Origin of the sequence: Paenibacillus sp. FSL L8-0644, from assembly GCF_038008165.1 — a bacterium.
In the GTDB taxonomy this organism is placed as follows: domain Bacteria; phylum Bacillota; class Bacilli; order Paenibacillales; family Paenibacillaceae; genus Paenibacillus; species Paenibacillus polymyxa_D.
The window spans coordinates 185,001-200,337 of sequence record NZ_JBBOYN010000001.1; the positions used below are offsets into that span (position 1 = coordinate 185,001).

The window sequence follows — 15,337 nt, forward strand, 5'->3', positions numbered from 1 at the left end:
TAAGTCGGGACCTAAGGCGAGGCCGATAGGCGTAGTCGAAGGACAACAGGTCGAAATTCCTGTACCACCGTAATCCGCTATGAGCGATGGGGTGACGCAGTAGGGTAGTGACGCGGACTGATGGATGTCCGTCTAAGCAGTGAGGCTGGTGTGTAGGCAAATCCGCACATCGTTAAGGCTGGGCTGTGATGGGGAGCGAAAATTATAGTAGCGAAGGTCATGATCTCAGACTGCCAAGAAAAGCCTCTAGCCAGGAGAAGGTGCCCGTACCGCAAACCGACACAGGTAGGCGAGAAGAGAATTCTAAGGCGCGCGGAAGAACTCTCGTTAAGGAACTCGGCAAAATGACCCCGTAACTTCGGGAGAAGGGGTGCCTCGGTAGGGTGAATAGCCCGAGGGGGCCGCAGTGAAAAGGCCCAAGCGACTGTTTAGCAAAAACACAGGTCTGTGCGAAGCCGCAAGGCGAAGTATACGGGCTGACGCCTGCCCGGTGCTGGAAGGTTAAGGGGAGTGGTAAGCTCGCAAGAGCGAAGCTATGAACCGAAGCCCCAGTAAACGGCGGCCGTAACTATAACGGTCCTAAGGTAGCGAAATTCCTTGTCAGGTAAATTCTGACCCGCACGAATGGCGTAACGACTTGGGCGCTGTCTCAACGAGAGATCCGGTGAAATTTTAATACCTGTGAAGATGCAGGTTACCCGCGACAAGACGGAAAGACCCCATGGAGCTTTACTGCAGCTTGATATTGAATTTGGGTACGATCTGTACAGGATAGGTGGGAGCCGTCGAACTTTGAGCGCCAGCTTGAAGGGAGGCATCCTTGGGATACCACCCTGATCGTATCTAGGTTCTAACTTGGTACCGTAATCCGGTGCGAGGACAGTGTCAGGTGGGCAGTTTGACTGGGGCGGTCGCCTCCTAAAGAGTAACGGAGGCGCCCCAAGGTTCCCTCAGAATGGTTGGAAATCATTCGAAGAGTGCAAAGGCAGAAGGGAGCTTGACTGCGAGACCTACAAGTCGAGCAGGGACGAAAGTCGGGCTTAGTGATCCGGTGGTACCGCATGGAAGGGCCATCGCTCAACGGATAAAAGCTACCCTGGGGATAACAGGCTTATCTCCCCCAAGAGTCCACATCGACGGGGAGGTTTGGCACCTCGATGTCGGCTCATCGCATCCTGGGGCTGAAGTAGGTCCCAAGGGTTGGGCTGTTCGCCCATTAAAGCGGTACGCGAGCTGGGTTCAGAACGTCGTGAGACAGTTCGGTCCCTATCTGTCGTGGGCGTAGGAAATTTGAGAGGAGCTGTCCTTAGTACGAGAGGACCGGGATGGACGTACCGCTGGTGTACCAGTTGTTCCGCCAGGAGCACCGCTGGGTAGCTATGTACGGAAGGGATAAGCGCTGAAAGCATCTAAGCGTGAAGCCCCCCTCAAGATGAGATTTCCCAATTAGTAAGACCCCTTGAAGACGACGAGGTAGATAGGTTGGGGGTGGAAGTGCAGTAATGCATGGAGCTGACCAATACTAATCGGTCGAGGGCTTATCCTAAAGATAAAACGCAAATGAGTTTCGGATCCAGTTTTCAGGGTGTAACCTTGAAATTGCACTTGATATTCCAAATCACTTTGTTGAGATACAGAATAACTTGCGGAGTTTTGCTAAGTGAGTCCATTTATATGGAGAGATACCCAAGTGGCTATAAGGGGACCCTCTGCTAAGGGGTTAGACTGCGAAAGTGGTGCGAGGGTTCGAATCCCTCTCTCTCCGCCATTTAGGACAAGCTAGCGAAATATTATGTTATGGCGGTGTAGCTCAGCTGGCTAGAGCGTACGGTTCATACCCGTGAGGTCGGGGGTTCGATCCCCTCCGCCGCTACCATACATACCCAGGAGGCTTAGCTCAGCTGGGAGAGCATCTGCCTTACAAGCAGAGGGTCGGGGGTTCGATCCCCTCAGCCTCCACCATTGTGCCGGTGTAGCTCAACTGGTAGAGCAACTGACTTGTAATCAGTAGGTTGGGGGTTCAAGTCCTCTCGCCGGCACCATTTTTGAATTTTGAAAAATCCAGGGAACTGTGGTGTAGAGGCCTAACATGCCTGCCTGTCACGCAGGAGATCGCGGGTTCGAATCCCGTCAGTTCCGCCATTTTTCAATTCAATAGTTTTACCGTACTAAAGTGGGAAGGGGTATCCCTCCGCACTTTATTTTTTTGTTAATGGATATGGCTCGGTAGCTCAGTCGGTAGAGCAGAGGACTGAAAATCCTCGTGTCGGCGGTTCGATTCCGTCCCGAGCCACCTTTATATGGAGGATTAGCGAAGTGGCCAAACGCATCAGACTGTAAATCTGCTCCCTTACGGGTTCGGTGGTTCGAATCCATCATCCTCCACCAGTTTTACGAGCCATTAGCTCAGTTGGTAGAGCACCTGACTTTTAATCAGGGTGTCGAAGGTTCGAGTCCTTCATGGCTCATCAGAAGTCATCAACTATAGGTTGATGGCTTTTTTTGTATTGTTTTAAGTTATGTTTTTATATAGCTTTTTTATTTTACGGTATCGACAGGTTATAATGAGTTCATTATGTTCGCTTAGTGCTTATTCTATATTCTAAAAAAAAGTGAAGTGGTGATCGCGTGACTCTGGATACAGAATGGATTCAGCAACAGCTTCAGAATATTATTCAAGCGCCTTTTACCATAGTGCCTTGGTGCCCGGAAATGATGGCAGAGGGAGGGACAGCCGATTCAGTTATTCCGGATAGATCGTTTGTCCGTGACAACAAGTTATATTTTCCATTTCGTGCGTCGGCAGGTGAACTGGCTGCATTTGTGGTAGAGGCCAGATATTTGACGGATCGAGAACGGAAACTGGTAGAAGCGCTATTGGGGAACATGGAGCAGGTCTGGCAGAACGGTCCACAATTGTCGGATAACCCGGTTTATAGCGAGGAAGAGCGCATGAATCGTTATGGACAATGGCTTATACAGCAGGCTGCCAATCTAAACAAGGAAGAAGAGGTTCCAGATGAATTGCAGCTTCGTGATTCGCTATCAGCGTGTATGGTTCCGATTTTACTGAATGGCGAGGGAACACAGGAGGGGGCTATTACTTATACCCAGCTCCATCGATTGTTCGCGAGCTATTTTGGAGGGGATGTGCTGCTTACTCCATTGGACAAACAGTCTTGGCTGATTATGGCTAAAAAGGAGCTTTTATTAGGAGCGGACGATGAACGGGATAAAGACACTGAGTCCAGGGATGCAGATTTTACGGAATCGTTGGAGGAGGTTCTCACGGCTTTTAGCTTGGGTCTATATGAGCTTATTGCGAATGAGTGGGTGGGTGTATTCCATTTGGCGGTTTCTAAGCCTTCAATCCCTTTGCAAAGTCTTCCCCAAGAGCTGAATTTGTTATGGGAGACTATACATTTGGGCAAGATTTTTCATGTAACAGAGCACATCCACTTTTCATGGGAGCTTCATTTGGAAAGGCTGTTAAACCGCATTTCCAAGGAACAACGCGTATTATTTTTAGAGCAGGTAATGAAGTCATCTGTCATACTAGAAGACTCAGAAACGATGGCCACATTAGACATCTTTTTTCAACTGGATTGTAATGTGAGTGAGACAGCTAAGCGTCTATATGTGCATCGAAATACGTTGATTTACCGTTTGGACAAGATCAAACAGGAGACTGGATTGGACGTGCGGACGTTTAATGATGCGGTTTTAGTCAAGCTCTATCTTCTATTGTACAAAGTGACAAAAAGGAAATAGCATTTTTGTGCAGTTTGCGAATAGCCATGCTACGGGGACTAGGATAAGATACAAGTAAGAAATGTATTCGATTTCATAACTTGATCTTAGGGAGGCAAAAGCTATGGCTGGTGTACGTTTAGAGCATATTTTCAAAAAATATCCGGGTGCAGATAAAGCTACGGTTGTTGATGTCAATTTGGACATTCAAGATAAAGAGTTTCTCGTGTTGGTTGGTCCTTCCGGTTGTGGTAAATCTACTACGCTCCGTATGATCGCTGGTCTGGAGGAAATTTCAGACGGTAAATTGTACATTGGAGATCGTGTTGTGAACGACGTGGCTCCAAAGGACCGCGATATCGCGATGGTATTCCAATCCTATGCCTTGTATCCGCATATGAATGTATATCAAAACATGGCTTTTGGTCTGAAACTCCGTAAGGTGAAGAAAGAAGAAATTGACAAACGTGTACGTGAAGCGGCTAAAATCCTTGATATTGAGCATCTGCTGGATCGCAAGCCGAAAGCGTTATCAGGTGGTCAACGCCAGCGTGTTGCCTTGGGACGTGCGATTGTGCGTGACCCGCAAGTGTTCTTGATGGATGAGCCACTGTCCAACTTGGATGCCAAGCTGCGTGGTCAGATGCGTGCGGAAATCACGAAGCTGGCTAAGCGTCTGGAAACGACTGTTATCTACGTAACCCATGACCAGGTCGAAGCCATGACGATGGGTGACCGGATTGTAGTTATGAAGGATGGTATTATCCAACAAGCTGCATCCCCAGATGAACTGTACAACCGTCCAGTGAATCTGTTCGTAGCTGGTTTTATCGGCTCTCCTACGATGAACTTTATCACAGGTAAGCTGGTTGAAAAAGAAGGTGCATTGCATTTTGCTGCGCCGGGTCTGGATCTGTTTGTACCAGAAGGTAAAGGACAGATTTTAAAAGCGAAGGGCTATATCGGGAAAGAAGTGATCTTGGGTATCCGTCCTGAGGATATTCATGAAGAGCCTGTATTCTTGGAGGCTTCTCCGAATACGATCTTTACATCCACTGTGGATGTAACGGAAAACCTCGGTCATGAAATGCTGTTGTACCTGAGCGGTGCTGGAAATGATACGATTATTGCCCGTGTAGACGGACGCTCCAATACTCGTGATGGTGTCAAAGCGAAGTTGGCTGTTGATATGAACAAGGTTCATATTTTTGATAAGGAATCGGAATTGAGTGTTCTGGTTGGCGAATAAAATTTGTCTCTGGAAGAGAGTCGCAGTTTTCCCCGAGCGGAGAACTGCGACTCTTTTTATATATCGCATACGGCTAATAGCTTCGGCATTGCATTCATTGGAAAATTCCGATACGATGGGTACAATGGACAGGTCTAGATGTAGGTTCGTTGGCAGGAGTCCTAGATGGGATCAACCCAGTTGGCTGAATGGAGCTAGCCTGGAACCATATGTTAAATCAAGTGGAGTGTGCATTGGCGCAGGATAGACTGGCGTTGGGTTGTATGGTTAATAGGGTAAAGCTACATAAATCAAGTGACGTATAGAATCTGGTTTTGCAGATGAAGGGGAGAATACAATGGCTAAACAGGTAAAGGTATCCGAGCTTGTACAGCAGTTCCAAATGGAAGTTATTTCCGGTGAAAAAGGTCTGCGAAGACTGATCACAGTGGACGATTTAAATCGCCCAGGTCTGGAGATGGCCGGGTATTTTGAATATCATACACAAGAGCGGGTACAGCTTCTGGGAAGGTCTGAGTTGGCTTTTCTGGGGATGCTTCCTCCTGAGGAACGCCGGGATCGGATGGAGCGTCTGTGTACAGAGCTGACTCCATGCATTATCGTCACACGTGGTCTAGAGGTACCGGCTGAGTTAGTGGAGGCGAGCGCAGAGCGAGATATTCCTGTACTGCGCACTAATATGGCGACGACGATTTTATCAAGCCGCATCACAGGCTTTCTCGAAAGAAAGCTGGCTCCTACAGCAACTATTCATGGTGTACTGTGTGACGTGTATGGCGTGGGAATGCTTATCACAGGAAGTAGTGGAATTGGTAAAAGTGAAACGGCACTGGAACTGGTTAAACGTGGACATCGCTTGGTAGCAGATGACGCGGTAGAAATTCGGCAAACGTCCGATTTTCAGCTGCATGGTACAGCACCTGAGCTGATCCGTCACCTGTTGGAAATTCGTGGCGTGGGCATTATTAATGTGATGACGCTGTTTGGGGCCGGTGCAGTTCGTAATAACAAACGGATTACATTGGTTGTTCGTCTGGAGGCATGGCAGCAGGACAAGCAGTATGACCGTCTGGGTCTTGATGAAGAAACGACACGCATTATTGATACAGATGTTCCACTGGTTACGATTCCAGTTCGTCCGGGCCGTAACTTGGCTGTTATTATCGAGGTGGCGGCGATGAACTATCGTTTGAAACAAATGGGTGTTAATGCAGCCCTGCAATTTACAAACAAGCTGACTGCTACGATTTCTGAAGATATGGAAGAGATGGATTAGGGTTTATTCGTTTGCAAGGAAGAACGAGGAGTGAGAGAAACATATGTCAACGGCAACATTACTGCTGAATCCGATCGCTTTTTCAATCGGGGCAATCAAGGTCCATTGGTATGGGCTTATTTTGGGGCTGGCGGCGCTTGTGGGTTTATATCTCGCCATCCGTGAAGGAAAAAGATTCGGTATTCCGCAGGACTTTTTTATGGATATGCTGCTTCTGGGTGTTCCCTCAGCTATTATTGGAGCGCGTATTTATTATGTAGCCTTCAAATGGGAAGACTACCGAGATAATCTATGGGATGTTTTTAGAATTTGGAATGGCGGTATTGCGATATACGGTGCCTTGATCGGGGCCATTATATGTGCGGTCATTTATTTCCGGTATAAAGGGTATAACTTCTGGCGTATCGCTGATATTTGTGCGCCAGGCCTACTGATCGGTCAAGCGATTGGACGCTGGGGTAATTTTGTCAATCAGGAAGCCTACGGTGGACCGACGGAAGAGACATTCTTGCGAAATCAGCTCCATCTGCCGGATTTCATTGTGAATCAGATGAACGTTAACGGGGTGTTCCATCACCCTACATTTTTATATGAATCACTGTGGAGTATTGTAGGTGTGATTTTGCTGCTCGTCATTCGTCGTATGAGATTTGTGCGTGCAGGCGAAATGTTTGCATTTTACTTCATTTGGTACTCGATTGGTCGTTTTTTCATCGAGCGTGTACGGACGGACAGTTTGGCTTTTCAGGGACCGGATTGGCTGGCTTCTTTTGTGAATGCTTTGTGGTCTCCTATGGTGTGGCTAGGGTTTGAACCAGGGCATCTGGACCCGAGTTACGGTAATGTGCGGATCTCGCAATTGCTGCCTATCTTTATTGTTGTAGCTGCCGTGATTTTCATTTTGGTTCGTCGCCGGAAGGGTACATCTGTTGCTCGTTATAGCGATCCGATTATCTCCAGCAAAGCGGGGATTGATCAGGTACCTGACGTGATGCCAGAGCAGGTATCCCGTCCAGGACAGGACGCGGTTCCTCCAACAGCTACGGCGGATAAGCTACCTAAGGAAGACACGGACGAGGACAAGAAGGAGCATCTATGATAAATACGATTTTGTTTGATTTAGACGGCACCATCATGGATACGAATGAGCTGATCATCAGCACATTTCTACACATTTTGAATCATCCGGATGCTGATCCGCTGACGCGGGAGCATATTATTCCTCATATGGGTGGAACGCTGGACGATCAACTCCGTACTTTTTCGGGATTAACGGATGTATCTAGGTTGGTTAAGGACTACCGTGCTTATAATCAGATTCATCATGACCAAATGGTGAAGCCATTTCCATATGTCATTGAGGTCATTCAGGAGTTGCGTGCGAGAGGGATTAAGCTGGGGGTTGTGACAACCAAAATACGACCATCCACGATACGTGTACTTAATCTGTTCAATCTGACTTCCTCAATGGACTATATTGTAACGGTAGACGATGTGGAACATCCAAAGCCACACGCTGAACCAGTGCTCAAGGCCTTGACAGGTTTGAATGCTGAAGCAAAGCATACATTGATGGTCGGAGACAGTTCTTTTGATATTTTGTCAGCTCAGGCAGCAGGTGTGAAATCGGCTGGTGTAGCTTGGTCGCTCAAGGGCGAGGAAACTCTGCGCGGATATGGGCCTGACTACATGTTGCATGATATGCGGGATTTGCTGAAGCTGGAGCTTCAAGGTGTCAATGTATCGTGAGAAGGGTGAACCGCTATCCTGTAGAAGGTCCCAATGCGTTGTGGCAGATTTATCGGACGGTGAGCCGCTGGAAAGGCATTAAGAACTTTATTTTTATACAGATTGCCCGGTATTGTCCTGTGCTTTCTCTGAAAAACGTCATTTACCGCAGAGTGCTGGGGATGAAGGTGGGGCAACATGCGGCCTTCGGCCTGATGGTGATGGTGGATGTTTTTTTCCCGGAGCATATTACGATAGGGAACAATTCGGTCATTGGATATAACACAACGATACTGGCTCACGAATACCTCATACAAGAGTATCGTATCGGTAAAGTGGTGATTGGTGATCATGTGCTGATCGGCGCCAACGCAACCATTTTGCCGGGTGTCACCATCGGTGACGGAGCTATCGTAGCAGCCGGAGCGGTCGTGCATAGAGACGTGCCCGCAGGTGCATTTGTGGGTGGCAATCCGTTGCGTGATTTAAGACGCTCTGGTGTGGATGAGTAGGAAATAGCACAATAAGGAAGACCCCTTATATATTAAGGGGTCTTCCTTATTGTTGTTTTTCTGTATAATAAGTGGGGTAATGCATGTTAATTATGTTTAAAAATTGATAACAGACATATTTGCAAAGCGATATGGGAGCGTGTTGATTTGGTCAAAAAAGAACGTATACCAGAGCTTGATGTTTACCGGGGAATATTAATTGCAGCCGTTGTTACCATTCATGCGACTTCAATGGCTTTAATTGATGCGCGCCATTCTCTATTGTTTTACCCTTTTCTATTTTTAAATATGTTTAGTAGCTTTGCGGTGCCAGTATTTATTTTTGTGAGCGGGTTTGTTTTATTTTACAATTATGTCGATAGGCCGCTTCGTGGTAAGAATATGCTTATATTCTTCCGAAAAAGACTGATGTTTATTGTGTTACCGTACGTTTTGTTTTCTCTCGTGTATTATTTGACCTTGGTAACACGCGGGTTGATGCCGCTCAGTGATCTTCCGCTCGTGCTGTTAACGGGAAAGGCGTACACGCATTTGTATTATGTCATCATCATCATCCAATTTTATTTGGTCTTCCCACTGTTGTTGTGGGGAGTGCAGCGCTTATGTCATTGGATATCGAGTCCACGGAGGGCAGCCTGTATCATTTTGGCAGTAGGGTTAGTCATTCAATGGGGGTTTGTATTGCTGAACAAATATGTTTGGCAAGAGGAAAGAGGAAGTCTCGCGATTACGTATATCAGTTATTTTGCCTTGGGCGCAGCTGTAGCGATTGGATATGAAGGGTTTAAAAAGTGGCTTTTTCCGGTGTCAGGTACAGTAATTAGACGCGGACAGTTGATCAGTTGGTGGGGCTTGTGGGTGGCTTGGCTACTCCTGGGTATAGCATATGTACAAATATGGTTTGTAGCATATCGCGAAGCCATCTATGCAGACTCGCTGATCTATGAACTGCTCCATAATGCATATGCCCTCGTCTCAGCGCTGGTGCTGTTTCAGTTCTCGGTTTTATTATATCGTCATGCTAACGATAGGCTGAGAGTGTTAATCAGCTGGCTGGGCTCATGCTCATTCGGCATTTATTTACTTCACCCGGCGTTATTGAGAGTATATCGCAAGCTGGATTTGCACGGAACGCCAGTAGAATATATCTTCTCTGTTGCGGGTGGATGGTTGTTGGCGTTGTTTGGCTCATGGTTGATTGTGACGTTGTGTTTTCGATATGTACCATTTGCATGGATCGGTTTGGGCACGGTTCCGAAGTTTCCTTCCCGGAGTAAAGATGAACAAATAAATAGCTAAATATTTTGATTGATTGGACTGTTGGCTTAAGGCTGACAGTCTTTTTTTTAGGATTCGTGTATTTTGCATTGGATAAAATATAGAAAGGGGCAGCGGCTTGGCGAATCTGTAAAAAAGGGCTGCTCCGTTCGGTTGACGTTCACAAGTAGAGCATGATAATATATCGAATATACTTTAGTTTGTTAGCACTTTACCATGATAAAGATATTGTGAAATCATGAGGTGATAGAGATGTCTAAGCCAAAAGGATTCGAAATCCCTGTAGGGGTTCGAGATTATCTTCCACGTGCAGTGTCGAAGCTGCGGGCCATTGAACTGAATGTACTCGAATGCATGGAGCGCTGGGGTTACCGCCAGATTATGACGCCTACGATGGAATACTACGATACGGTGGGAGTGGCTAGTTCTACTTCCGATCGAAAGCTGTTTAAATTACTCAATAACCGGGGAACCACGTTGGTGCTGCGATCGGATATGACCGCTCCCATTGCGCGGGTGGTATCTTCGTTGCTAAAGGAAGAGGAAGTACCACTCCGACTTTCCTACCACGCAAATGTATTTCGGGCGATTGAGGAAGAGGCAGGAAGAGAAGCGGAGTTTTTTCAGACAGGTGTGGAGCTGGTAGGTGATGATTCGCCTGAGGCTGATGCAGAAGTTGTAGCATTGGCTATTGCATCATTACAGGCGGCAGGAGTGGCCTCTTTTAAAATTGCCATGGGACATGTGGGATTTCTGAACGGCTTATTTGAGGAAATCATTCCAGGCCGTCAGGCTGAACAACAAGCGCTAAAGGAACTGTTGCTCAGTCGTGATGTAGTGGGCTACCGAACAGCGATTGAAGCTTTGGGCTTGGCTCCCGAACATCGGGATAAGCTGGAAGCTATTCTTCGGTTGCGCGGTGGAAAAGAAATTTGTGACCATGCTACCCGTCTTAGTGTGGAGCAGCAGACGATTCGATCCATTGCACATTTGTGCGAGGTGTGGGAAGTACTGGAGGCATACGGCGTATCTGAGCATGTGTTAATCGACCTTACCATGATCGGGGATTTTTCATATTATACAGGAATGACTTTTGAGGGCTATGCGGCGGAGATTGGGTTCCCGGTATGCAACGGGGGTCGCTATGACAATCTGCTTCAGCAGTTTGGTCGATCCGTACCTGCAACGGGATTTGCATTGAAGACAAACCGGATCGTCGATGGTGTGGATGGTATCCAAATGGAGACGAAGCTTCCTGTACTTATCCGTTATGACGAACAGGGACGCCAAGAGGCGTTATCCGCAGCCGCACAGCTACGCGCAACAGGTCTTACTGTGGTGACAGGACTCACGGGCGGACCGGAAGACCGACGTCGTGAGCAGCAGGGCCTGTATGCAGAGGTATACAGCTATACAGCTGAAGGAAGACAGCCAATACAAAGGAGGAAATTGCCATGACGGAAACATTGAAGGTAGCCATGCCAAAGGGACGGATTTATAAGCAGGCTTCTGAGCTATTTCGCCGAGCAGGGGTTCCCATTCCGCTGGATGTGGACGAGACGCGCAAGCTGGTCATTCCACTGCCTGAGCTAGGCATGGAATTTATTATGGCGAAGCCCGTCGATGTTCCTACGTATGTGGAATATGGGGCAGCGGACATCGGCATTGTGGGTAAGGATGTTTTGCTGGAAGAAAACAAGGATGTGTATGAACTGCTGGATTTGGGGATCGCCCGTTGTCGGATGTCAGTGATTGCTTTACCAGATTGGCAGCCAGGTATTCGTCAGCGGGTCGCTACAAAGTATCCGAATGTGGCTTCCCAGTATTTTCGGGAGCAAGGCCAACAGGTGGAGGTTATTAAGCTGAATGGCTCCATTGAGCTGGCGCCGTTAATTGGTCTGGCAGACCGCATTGTTGATATGGTAGAAACGGGGCAGACCTTGCGGGAGAATGGATTGGTCGAGCAGATCAGCATACTGGATATTACCAGTCGTCTGATTGCGAATCGGGTCAGCTACCGGATGAAAAACAGCTCGATTCAGGCTTTGTGTGATCGATTGCATCAGGTGATTCCAAATGTGGTGGCACCCCGGGAGTAAATGAACTAAAGGAATAAGCCAAGGGTTAAAGGAGCATTCTGCAAGCTGCAAGTAAGGGGGAATGGACAAATGAAGATTGTATCAGCCCGTGATTTCAGTCTCCAACGGGAGGTGGATTACGGCACACCTGAGCAAAATGAGGCTGTGCGTACCATTATTCAGTCGGTACGCCAAGAAGGGGATGAGGCTGTCCTGCGGTATACGCAATCGTTTGATGGTGTATCGCTGATCGCAGAGCAGCTTCGTGTGACGGAGGAAGAATTGAAGGCGGCATATGACAAGGTAGAGCCTTCTTTTTTACAGGCGATTCGAGAAGCGGCGGATAATATCCGTGCTTTTCACATGAAGCAAAAACGTAATTCGTGGATGGATTTACAGCCAGACGGTAGCTTGCTCGGCCAAATTATCCGACCGTTGAAACGTGTAGGCGTGTATGTTCCGGGCGGTAAAGCGGCCTATCCATCCTCTGTGCTGATGAATGTCATTCCCGCTCAGGTGGCTGGTGTACCGGAGATTGTCATGGTGACACCCCCGGCGACAGGCGGCAAGGCAGGGATAGATCCATATACACTGGTAGCTGCGGCAGAGGCTGGTGTAACGGAAATATATAGGGTTGGCGGAGCGCAGGCGATTGCTTCTCTCGCTTACGGAACACATAGCATTGAACCAGTCGATAAAATTTGCGGTCCCGGTAACATTTATGTAGCGTTGGCGAAGCGCGAGGTGTACGGCGCGGTGGATATCGACAGTATAGCGGGACCAAGTGAAATTGTCGTGTTGGCTGACGACACGGCGAATGCCTCATATGTAGCGGCTGACCTGCTTTCACAGGCGGAACATGACGAGATGGCCTCAGCCATACTGGTTACGCCCTCGCAACGCTTGGCCGAAGAAGTATCAGCTGAAGTACAGCGCCAATTGGCAGAGCTGCCGCGCAGAGATATTGCTGCTGCATCGTTGGAGGCTTACGGGGCTATCATTGTCGTCGACACTTTGGAAGAGGGCATCCATATTGTAAACCGACTGGCACCAGAACATTTGGAAATTATGACAGAGCAGCCGATGGAGCATGTAGGTCTGATCGAAAACGCGGGAGCTATTTTCCTGGGAGCGTACAGCTCGGAGCCAGTAGGCGATTATTTTGCCGGACCTAACCACATTATTCCGACGAATGGAACGGCACGTTTTTCCTCGCCAGTGGATGTTGATGATTTTATCAAGAAGTCGAGTATGATCTATTACAGCAAGGAAGCGCTGCTGCGCAATGGAGAGACGATTATGCAGCTTGCCCGCCATGAAGGACTGGAAGGTCACGCACGGGCGATACAAGTTCGATTGGACAATGAAAAGAAGGCGGTGGATGGCAATGGGGAACGAAAATAACGTAGCAGGACGTACAGGCAGCGTTAGCCGAAAGACGAACGAAACGGATATTCAGCTATCTTTTGCAGTAGACGGCACAGGGCAAGCTGAGATTGAAACGGATGTTCCTTTTCTGAATCACATGCTGGACTTGTTCACCAAGCACGGACAATTTGATCTGAATGTGCAGGCCAGAGGGGATGTTGATATAGACGATCATCATACCGTAGAGGATATTGGTATTTGTCTGGGACAGACCTTGCTGGAAGCATTGGGTGATAAAAAAGGAATTAAGCGCTATGCCAGCGTCTTTGTACCAATGGATGAGGCGCTCGCACAGGTTGTCATTGATCTGAGTAACCGACCTCATTTTGAGTATCGTGCGGAGTATCCATCACAGCAGGTAGGGAGCTTTTCGACAGAGCTGGTGCATGAATTTCTGTGGAAATTTGCGTTGGAGGCTCGCATGACGCTACACGTCATCGTTCACTACGGGCAAAATACCCACCATATGATTGAGGCGGTGTTCAAAGCGCTGGGACGTGCACTGGATGAAGCGACATCCATTGATCCACGGGTGACGGGAGTGCCTTCAACGAAGGGAGTGCTGTAGCCTATGTCCATTGCCATTGTGGATTACGGCAGAGGCAATCTGCATAGTGTGAGCAAGGCGGTTGAGCGTCTTGGCTATGAGGCTGTAGTAACGGGAGAGGCCCAAGTGATTCGTTCCTCCAGCGGTGTGATTTTGCCGGGTGTAGGGGCATTCGGGGACGCTATGGAGCATTTGCGTTCCAGCGGATTGGATCGGGTGATTCAGGAGGTTGCAAGTGCCGGACAACCACTGCTCGGTGTTTGTCTAGGAATGCAACTGTTGTTCACTCGTGGTGAAGAATACGGCAGTCACGAAGGGCTTAATATTTTACCAGGCGAGGTTGTTCGGTTTGCTCCTGATCTGGGGGTTAAAGTGCCGCATATGGGCTGGAATCGTCTGCGTATGACTCAGCCGAACCACCCGTTGTTACAGGGCTTGGAGGAAGGACATGTGTATTTTGTACATTCCTATCATGCGAAGCCGGAGGCCGAAAGTGACCTACTGGCGGTGACTGACTACGGTGGGCCCGTAACGGCTATCGTGGGCAGAGGCCATGTATATGGCATGCAGTTCCACCCAGAGAAAAGCGGGGAAATGGGGATGCGGTTGCTTCGACAGTTTTTGGAACTAGCGGAAGCGGAAAAGCGAGCGTAACGATTCGTGTGTCTGTAGTTGATGGTACGCCAACATGGTCGTTGATGGATTTAAAGGCATATAGATGTTGAATAGCTCACAAGGGGGTCATACTTTGTTCACGATATACCCAGCGATTGATATTCGCGATGGCAAATGTGTACGACTGGTACAAGGAGATTATAGCCAGGAGACGATATACAACGAAAACCCGGTGGAGGTTGCCCAAGAATGGGAGCGTATGGGCGGCTCCTACATTCACTTGGTTGATTTGGACGGTGCTAAAGCAGGTCAACCGGTGAACGATGAGCTCATTGGGCGCATCGCTTCTGCGGTGCAAGTGCCTGTACAAGTGGGTGGCGGCTTGCGTACACGTGAACATGTGGAGCGGCTGTTGTCGCTGGGCGTGAGCCGTGTGATCTTGGGTACGGCAGCGATTGAGGATCGTGCTTTTACGGAAGCGGTATTGGGTACCTACGGTGATCGGATCGCCATTGGTCTGGATGCACGGAATGGCTATGTGGCCACGCGCGGATGGCTTGAAACCTCGGAGGTTCGAGCGGATGAATTGGCTGCTGAGTTGGCCTCCAAGGGAGCGGAAACGTTCATTTTTACAGACATTTCCCGCGACGGAATGATGCAAGGTCCGAATGTGGAGGCTATCGTAGCGCTTGCGAAAAGCAGTGGACGAACCGTGATCGCTTCCGGCGGTGTCAGCAAGATGGACGATCTGATCACGCTGAGCACCTATGCGAAAGAGGGTGTAGGCGGTGCTATTGTGGGTAAAGCATTGTATACAGGGAGCATTGATTTACAGGTTGCCATACAAGCTGTAGCAAAGGCATAGGGGGAGTAGGC

13 protein-coding genes, 8 tRNA genes and 1 rRNA gene (1 of these 22 running past the window's edge) are annotated in these 15,337 nt (G+C 48.5%); all 22 read left to right on the forward strand.

Annotated elements, in window-relative coordinates; translation table 11 throughout:
- Positions 1-1,546, forward strand: a 23S ribosomal RNA gene (locus tag NSS94_RS00770) (it extends 1,382 nt beyond the left edge of the window).
- 130 nt (positions 1,547-1,676) lie between these two features.
- Positions 1,677-1,768: transfer RNA gene (locus tag NSS94_RS00775), tRNA-Ser, on the forward strand.
- A gap of 31 nt (positions 1,769-1,799) precedes the next feature.
- A tRNA-Met gene (locus NSS94_RS00780) sits at positions 1,800-1,876 on the forward strand.
- Positions 1,877-1,886: 10 nt separating this feature from the next.
- Positions 1,887-1,962 (forward strand) — tRNA-Val (locus NSS94_RS00785).
- A gap of 4 nt (positions 1,963-1,966) precedes the next feature.
- Positions 1,967-2,042, forward strand: a tRNA-Thr gene (locus NSS94_RS00790).
- Between the two features lie 23 nt (positions 2,043-2,065).
- Positions 2,066-2,142: transfer RNA gene (locus NSS94_RS00795), tRNA-Asp, on the forward strand.
- Positions 2,143-2,220: 78 nt separating this feature from the next.
- A tRNA-Phe gene (locus NSS94_RS00800) sits at positions 2,221-2,293 on the forward strand.
- Positions 2,294-2,302: 9 nt separating this feature from the next.
- Positions 2,303-2,388: transfer RNA gene (locus tag NSS94_RS00805), tRNA-Tyr, on the forward strand.
- Between the two features lie 7 nt (positions 2,389-2,395).
- Positions 2,396-2,468 (forward strand) — tRNA-Lys (locus NSS94_RS00810).
- Positions 2,469-2,628: 160 nt separating this feature from the next.
- Positions 2,629-3,771, forward strand: a complete 1,143-nt coding sequence (locus NSS94_RS00815) for a PucR family transcriptional regulator (protein ID WP_029519023.1) — start codon at positions 2,629-2,631, stop codon at positions 3,769-3,771.
- 103 nt (positions 3,772-3,874) lie between these two features.
- Positions 3,875-4,999: an ABC transporter ATP-binding protein gene (locus NSS94_RS00820; RefSeq protein WP_029519022.1), complete on the forward strand. Its 1,125-nt coding sequence runs from the start codon at positions 3,875-3,877 to the stop codon at positions 4,997-4,999.
- Between the two features lie 337 nt (positions 5,000-5,336).
- Complete coding sequence (hprK, locus tag NSS94_RS00825) at positions 5,337-6,275, forward strand: HPr(Ser) kinase/phosphatase (protein WP_029519020.1); 939 nt, start codon at positions 5,337-5,339, stop codon at positions 6,273-6,275.
- A gap of 43 nt (positions 6,276-6,318) precedes the next feature.
- The gene (lgt, locus tag NSS94_RS00830) at positions 6,319-7,374 is read left to right on the forward strand and encodes a prolipoprotein diacylglyceryl transferase (RefSeq protein WP_341038297.1); all 1,056 of its coding nucleotides are present in this window, start codon (positions 6,319-6,321) and stop codon (positions 7,372-7,374) included.
- Positions 7,371-8,024, forward strand: coding sequence for a pyrophosphatase PpaX (gene ppaX, locus NSS94_RS00835; protein WP_029519017.1), 654 nt, complete (start codon positions 7,371-7,373; stop codon positions 8,022-8,024). The genes lgt and ppaX overlap by 4 nt, the downstream gene beginning before the upstream one ends.
- Complete coding sequence (locus NSS94_RS00840) at positions 8,021-8,515, forward strand: acyltransferase (RefSeq protein ID WP_318628127.1); 495 nt, start codon at positions 8,021-8,023, stop codon at positions 8,513-8,515. The genes ppaX and NSS94_RS00840 overlap by 4 nt, the downstream gene beginning before the upstream one ends.
- 147 nt (positions 8,516-8,662) lie before the next feature.
- A complete protein-coding gene (locus NSS94_RS00845; protein ID WP_318628128.1) occupies positions 8,663-9,814 on the forward strand; it encodes an acyltransferase in 1,152 nt (383 codons plus the stop codon).
- Between the two features lie 231 nt (positions 9,815-10,045).
- Complete coding sequence (locus NSS94_RS00850; RefSeq protein ID WP_341038299.1) at positions 10,046-11,251, forward strand: ATP phosphoribosyltransferase regulatory subunit; 1,206 nt, start codon at positions 10,046-10,048, stop codon at positions 11,249-11,251.
- Positions 11,248-11,892, forward strand: coding sequence for an ATP phosphoribosyltransferase (gene hisG, locus NSS94_RS00855; protein ID WP_318628130.1), 645 nt, complete (start codon positions 11,248-11,250; stop codon positions 11,890-11,892). The genes NSS94_RS00850 and hisG overlap by 4 nt, the downstream gene beginning before the upstream one ends.
- A 69-nt stretch (positions 11,893-11,961) precedes the next feature.
- Positions 11,962-13,275, forward strand: coding sequence for a histidinol dehydrogenase (gene hisD / locus NSS94_RS00860; protein WP_341038300.1), 1,314 nt, complete (start codon positions 11,962-11,964; stop codon positions 13,273-13,275).
- Complete coding sequence (gene hisB, locus NSS94_RS00865) at positions 13,259-13,867, forward strand: imidazoleglycerol-phosphate dehydratase HisB (protein ID WP_341038301.1); 609 nt, start codon at positions 13,259-13,261, stop codon at positions 13,865-13,867. The genes hisD and hisB overlap by 17 nt, the downstream gene beginning before the upstream one ends.
- 3 nt (positions 13,868-13,870) lie before the next feature.
- Complete coding sequence (hisH, locus tag NSS94_RS00870) at positions 13,871-14,500, forward strand: imidazole glycerol phosphate synthase subunit HisH (RefSeq protein ID WP_341038303.1); 630 nt, start codon at positions 13,871-13,873, stop codon at positions 14,498-14,500.
- 94 nt (positions 14,501-14,594) lie between these two features.
- Positions 14,595-15,326, forward strand: coding sequence for a 1-(5-phosphoribosyl)-5-[(5-phosphoribosylamino)methylideneamino]imidazole-4-carboxamide isomerase (gene hisA / locus NSS94_RS00875; RefSeq protein WP_341038304.1), 732 nt, complete (start codon positions 14,595-14,597; stop codon positions 15,324-15,326).
- Positions 15,327-15,337: the final 11 nt, after the last annotated feature.

Excerpts from the sequence above, each read along its gene's own strand:
- NSS94_RS00820 (WP_029519022.1), top strand. The coding sequence starts at position 3,875 with ATGGCTGGTGTACGTTTAGAGCATATTTTCAAAAAATATCCGGGTGCA.
- hprK (WP_029519020.1), top strand. The coding sequence starts at position 5,337 with ATGGCTAAACAGGTAAAGGTATCCGAGCTTGTACAGCAGTTCCAAATG.
- lgt (WP_341038297.1), top strand. The coding sequence starts at position 6,319 with ATGTCAACGGCAACATTACTGCTGAATCCGATCGCTTTTTCAATCGGG.
- ppaX (WP_029519017.1), top strand. The coding sequence starts at position 7,371 with ATGATAAATACGATTTTGTTTGATTTAGACGGCACCATCATGGATACG.
- NSS94_RS00850 (WP_341038299.1), top strand. The coding sequence starts at position 10,046 with ATGTCTAAGCCAAAAGGATTCGAAATCCCTGTAGGGGTTCGAGATTAT.
- hisG (WP_318628130.1), top strand. The coding sequence starts at position 11,248 with ATGACGGAAACATTGAAGGTAGCCATGCCAAAGGGACGGATTTATAAG.
- hisD (WP_341038300.1), top strand. The coding sequence starts at position 11,962 with ATGAAGATTGTATCAGCCCGTGATTTCAGTCTCCAACGGGAGGTGGAT.
- hisB (WP_341038301.1), top strand. The coding sequence starts at position 13,259 with ATGGGGAACGAAAATAACGTAGCAGGACGTACAGGCAGCGTTAGCCGA.
- hisH (WP_341038303.1), top strand. The coding sequence starts at position 13,871 with ATGTCCATTGCCATTGTGGATTACGGCAGAGGCAATCTGCATAGTGTG.